At 42.7% G+C, this 4,424-nt stretch carries 7 protein-coding genes; 3 read left to right on the top strand and 4 right to left on the bottom strand.

Translation table 11 applies throughout. From position 1 onward, the window contains the following. The first annotated feature begins 85 nt into the window (after positions 1 to 85). Together F6K38_RS35600 and F6K38_RS35595 are read left to right on the top strand one after the other, a co-directional pair. Positions 86 to 250: a plasmid partition protein ParG gene (locus F6K38_RS35600; RefSeq protein ID WP_198954017.1), complete on the top strand. Its 165-nt coding sequence runs from the start codon at positions 86 to 88 to the stop codon at positions 248 to 250. 105 nt (positions 251 to 355) lie between these two features. Then, a complete protein-coding gene (locus F6K38_RS35595) occupies positions 356 to 676 on the top strand; it encodes a helix-turn-helix domain-containing protein (protein ID WP_008189128.1) in 321 nt (106 codons plus the stop codon). A 101-nt stretch (positions 677 to 777) separates the two neighbouring features. Here F6K38_RS35595 and F6K38_RS35590 read toward each other — a convergent pair whose 3' ends face one another. Beyond that, positions 778 to 1,404: a type I restriction endonuclease gene (locus tag F6K38_RS35590; RefSeq protein WP_008189126.1), complete on the bottom strand. Its 627-nt coding sequence runs from the start codon at positions 1,402 to 1,404 to the stop codon at positions 778 to 780. A 191-nt stretch (positions 1,405 to 1,595) separates the two neighbouring features. Next, on the bottom strand, positions 1,596 to 1,748 hold the full coding sequence (locus tag F6K38_RS35585) for a hypothetical protein (protein WP_154659937.1): 153 nt from the start codon (positions 1,746 to 1,748) through the stop codon (positions 1,596 to 1,598). A 189-nt stretch (positions 1,749 to 1,937) separates the two neighbouring features. On the opposite strand from F6K38_RS35585, the gene F6K38_RS35580 reads away from it, so the two are divergent. Further along, positions 1,938 to 2,741, top strand: coding sequence for a TPM domain-containing protein (locus F6K38_RS35580; protein WP_008189123.1), 804 nt, complete (start codon positions 1,938 to 1,940; stop codon positions 2,739 to 2,741). A 97-nt stretch (positions 2,742 to 2,838) separates the two neighbouring features. Here F6K38_RS35580 and rph read toward each other — a convergent pair whose 3' ends face one another. Both rph and F6K38_RS35570 read right to left on the bottom strand, forming a co-directional pair. Then, entirely contained in the window at positions 2,839 to 3,543 is a 705-nt protein-coding gene (gene rph, locus F6K38_RS35575; protein ID WP_008189121.1) for a ribonuclease PH, read from the bottom strand. A gap of 107 nt (positions 3,544 to 3,650) precedes the next feature. After that, entirely contained in the window at positions 3,651 to 4,223 is a 573-nt protein-coding gene (locus F6K38_RS35570) for a deoxycytidylate deaminase (protein WP_008189119.1), read from the bottom strand. Between the last annotated feature and the right edge of the window lie 201 nt (positions 4,224 to 4,424).

Genomic DNA, 4,424 nt, shown 5'->3' with positions numbered 1-4,424 from the left:
ATGGCTGGGAAAATAAATTTATAAATTTTGTAAAAAAAATCATTGATGCCAGAATGGAGTAAAGTTGTTTACTGGTAGTAGGACAGTGGCTGAAGAATCAATACGGGTTTATCTATCCAAAGATAAAAAAAAGAACTTTAAAGCGGCTTGTGTTATGCAAGACAGGGATATGAGCGATGTGGTCAATGAATTAATTGATAAGTGGCTTGACCAAAATGGCGTATATATACACGGAGAAAAGGAGACATGAATAAATCCTGAAACCCTAGCGGTAATAGGTTTACAGGCTGATGCGATCGCGCAGCGTCGGCTTTGCCGAATCGCATTTCAGTATTTCTGGTTATATCTCATTTTGATGCCTTACTATAATCCTTTGAAGTCTGGCATTAAAACCATGCTGAGCCAGCATACTGTGACAGAGAAAAGTAAAAGGCGCAAACACACCAGTGATTCACCCTTGGAGGCTCTAAGAATTGAACGCACCAATTTGTCTCAAGACGAATTAGCAATCTACTGTGGTATTCCTCGTGCGACTTACCAGCGCTGGGTCTCTGGTAGGACTGAGGCTAGACCAACGCTGCGGCAACTGAAATTGCTGTGCCAACGACTAGGGATTGAGCACATCGATCAGCTGCCAGAGGAATTTGGACCACCTAGTAGCGCTGAGCGCAATTAAAAATTCAAAATTCTTGAATGGTTACTATAGCGTTTTCACATCAGATGTGAAACCGCTATACTTCCTTCTTGAGCTGAGAGCTGACAGCTATAAGCTGTCAGTCATTCACCTACTAACTGACCTAAGTGTTTTAATATTCTCGCGACAGTATATAGATCATTGCCACGATTCAGCAGAGAGAACTGATTAGAAAAAGCATATTGCAGTTTATCCTGTCGAATTAGTTTCAGAAAAATAAATTCACCGCCATTAGTGACAAATCCGAAAGCAGGCTTTTCTAGCTCAGGATTAGCCAACATATAAGCTAGAGCTTGTGGTATCCCTACTTTTAAAGAGTATTCTGCTCGTTTTGCTTCAATCACCACTATCCAAAACTGAGGTTGGCAAATCAAAATATCAATTCGTCCCCTGACAATCGTTTGCTGATCTTCCGATGAAATTTGTACATCCTTTTCAGCAAGAATATAGAATGGTGGGCGATAAAAATCAGCAATTCTCAACAATGGGGATAGCACCACCATTTTGACAATCGGTTCTACCATGGGATACTCAGATAAGTGCAGATAGTCATCCTTGACCCGATCTAGCCATTGCTTTTCTAGCTCATTGAGTTCTGGTAAATCCTCTTGCCATTCTGGGAATAATTTCTCATCATTAGTAGGCTCTAGTCCAAATTTGTCCTTCAATTGAGGCAGAGAAATATCTTGGGCTACGATTGTTTCTACCATTATGATTTGGGATTTGGGATTTGGGATTTGGGAATTTAAATTTTATTTTTAATTCCTAATACTCTTACCTTATTATAAGCGATCGCGTACCGTTGCTTACGGCCAATCGTAAAACTAATATCGCTCTAAATTTTAAGTAATTACTGCATTACCTGGTTATTTAACTAGTGCAATACTGTTTAATTTAACCCCTAACTCTGATTCTCATTCCACAGTTGTTTTTGATCACCACCTGATGGAATCCAGTCGCTAACTGGGGATAGTTCTGGAAATTCAACTTGTAACCAACCTATACTGCCGTTTCCTCCCACATCTCCCACAATACCTACACTACCCACAACCACCACACATCCCTTTTGACCCTGACTTAAAAAACGTACCCCTGTTAATTATCTCTGTAGTGTACAAGATCGAACATTTTGCGATCGCAACCAAGATTAGAATAAAGTAAACAAGTGTAAAGAAATGCTTAGTTTTACTTGATTCTTTATCTAAAAGATAAGCATACTGTCCATTGCCGGTTGAAAATAACTATGCAGTATCTGTTTCCAAAACGAATTTTAGTATCCCTGGCAGCACTGTTCCTAGCTTGTTCTATGTGGGCGATTGCTCCTGAGGCCAAGGCTTACGACAATCCTGAGTTACTGCCCGAGGTTCAAACACCAGTCATTGATTTAGCGAACTTTATTCCAGAGCTTCAAGAGCAGAGACTAATCCAAGATTTAGAAAGCTTTGAGGAAGAAACTGGCTGGAAACTCCGAGTTTTGACCCAATATGACCGCACCCCTGGTCGGGCAGTCAAAGAGTTTTGGGGACTTAACGACAAAAGTATGTTACTGATTGCTGACGCCCGAGGCGGCAATATCCTAGGGTTTAACGTGGGTGATGCCCTGTATGAATTCCTTCCTCGGACATTTTGGGTAGAGTTGCAAACCCGATTTGGTAATCTCTACTTTGTACGGGACAATGGCGAAAACCAATCCATTATCGAATCCCTAAATACGGTCAAGCAATGCCTGCGCCAAGGGGGATGTCGGGTGGTGCCTGGACTACCACGGGAACAGTGGATTCTGACCCTAATTACTTCTACTGTTGGAGGAGTGATTTTTGGATTTGCGGCTATCCCCCGCAAACGGGAACAGGTTTTCGCTTGGCAATGGGCTTTGATTTTGTCACCACTTTGGGGTATCCTGTTTATTGCCTTCGGTATTGGACCTGTGGTGACACGCACCTCCGATTACTTGCCACTATTGCGCAATATTATTGGTTTCGTTCTTGGTGCCCTTGTGGCTTACTTGTCACCGATGATTAGTGAATCCTCAGCCTCAGAAACTTAACACCTGGTCAAATCCCTGTAATTTCCGGAATTTTCCGGAAATTAATTAATAGCTAGGTTCCAGGAGTTCCTACTCAGTACTCAGCACTATGTTTCTGCTAGCGCTGTGCTTCTAATAACTCCTTAATACCTTTTTCTGCTAGGTCAATCAACTGATTGAGTTGATGGCGAGTATAAGCCCCTGACTCCGCTGTTCCCTGAACCTCAATAATACCCATTTCGTCGTTCATCACTACATTAAAATCCACCTCAGCCGCCACATCTTCGATATAGTTGAGGTCTAAAAACGGCTCACCCTCCAATAAACCGACGGAGACAGCAGCAACTTGGTGAATTAAAGGCGATCGCTCTAGTACTCCCGTTTTAACCAGTTTATCCACAGCATCCACCAGAGCAACATATCCCCCAGTAATGGAAGTAGTGCGGGTACCTGCATCCGCCTGTATAACATCCGCATCCACTGTTAACGTCCTCTCCCCCAAGGCTTTGAGATCAACAGCAGCCCGTAAACTGCGTCCGATCAGCCGCTGAATTTCCTGAGTTCGACCCGAAAGCTTGAGAAGTTCCCGTCTTTGGCGTTCCGGTGTTGCTCCTGGTAACATCCTATACTCAGCGGTTAACCAGCCGCTGCCAGTATCCTTGAGAAATCGGGGTACTTCCTCCTGAACCGTCACGGTACAAAGTACTTTGGTCTCACCACAGTGAGCTAGGACGGAACCAGGAGCATAGCGGGTAAATTCTCGCTCAAACAAAATGGGACGTAGTTGATCCGGTTGTCGGTTATCAGGACGCTGCCAAGACATAAGTTATATAGCAAAGGAAGTAGGAAGTAGGGAGTAGGGAGTAGGGAGTAGGGAGTAGGGAGTAGGGAACAAAAATTATCACAATATTATTGAGCTATATTATCGAGCTAGTCACCTTTAATAATTGTGTAATTGTGATCGATAATTGGATTCGACAACTTCGGAACAGATGTTGGATTGAGTAGAAATGAAGCTGCTCGTTTAGCTGTTTCTTCACTTAACTGGATTTGGGTTAGGCTAACCAAGCCCTCTTTCATAAAATGATCTCTAACTAGAGCTTTCTCTCCACTATTGAAGATAGTCTCATAAAAAACTTTCTTTATGCCAGCTGAAATGATTAACTTTAAGCAAGAGACACAGGGTTCCAGGGTGACATAAATACTGGCTCCAGCAGTGGCAATACCATGTTTGGCTGCAAACGCGATCGCATTCGCTTCAGCATGAACAGCTCGGGATGGCATGGTACGAGACGCATCGCAGCTACTTAGTCCAGGATAGCAGTATCCCTGAGCTGTGCAATGAATTGAGCCAGATGGGGAACCATTGTAACCTGTTGCTAAAATCTGATTGTTTTGAACAATCACTGCTCCTACAGGAAACGCTAAACAGGTTGAGCGAGTAGCTGCTAGCTTAGCCATCATTAAAAAGTATTCATCCCAGTTTGGTCTTTCATTAGTCATTGGTAATTGCCAAATTTTAAATGGTCAATTTTATAGCAAGGTAAATCTAGTTTATGATCTAAAATATAGCACTACGCATTAAGATTATGATATTCCTAAACTCGGAAACTTAGTCATAGCTTACTTCTGACTTCTGACTTCGTTCCTTCTGACTTGCGCGTAGCGCTATATCATCTCTGTTTCAAGGGAACAGGGAACAGG

It is taken from the genome of Moorena sp. SIO3B2, assembly GCF_010692525.1.
Classification (GTDB): Bacteria; Cyanobacteriota; Cyanobacteriia; order Cyanobacteriales; family Coleofasciculaceae; genus Moorena; species Moorena producens.
Note: the sequence above shows the minus strand (reverse complement) of the source record. Positions and strands in the feature narration are given on the sequence as shown.

Coding starts and splice junctions, on each gene's coding strand:
- rph (WP_008189121.1), bottom strand. CDS start 3,543: ATGTCTTGGCAGCGTCCTGATAACCGACAACCGGATCAACTACGTCCC.
- F6K38_RS35595 (WP_008189128.1), top strand. CDS start 356: ATGCCTTACTATAATCCTTTGAAGTCTGGCATTAAAACCATGCTGAGC.
- F6K38_RS35580 (WP_008189123.1), top strand. CDS start 1,938: ATGCAGTATCTGTTTCCAAAACGAATTTTAGTATCCCTGGCAGCACTG.
- F6K38_RS35570 (WP_008189119.1), bottom strand. CDS start 4,223: ATGACTAATGAAAGACCAAACTGGGATGAATACTTTTTAATGATGGCT.
- F6K38_RS35590 (WP_008189126.1), bottom strand. CDS start 1,404: ATGGTAGAAACAATCGTAGCCCAAGATATTTCTCTGCCTCAATTGAAG.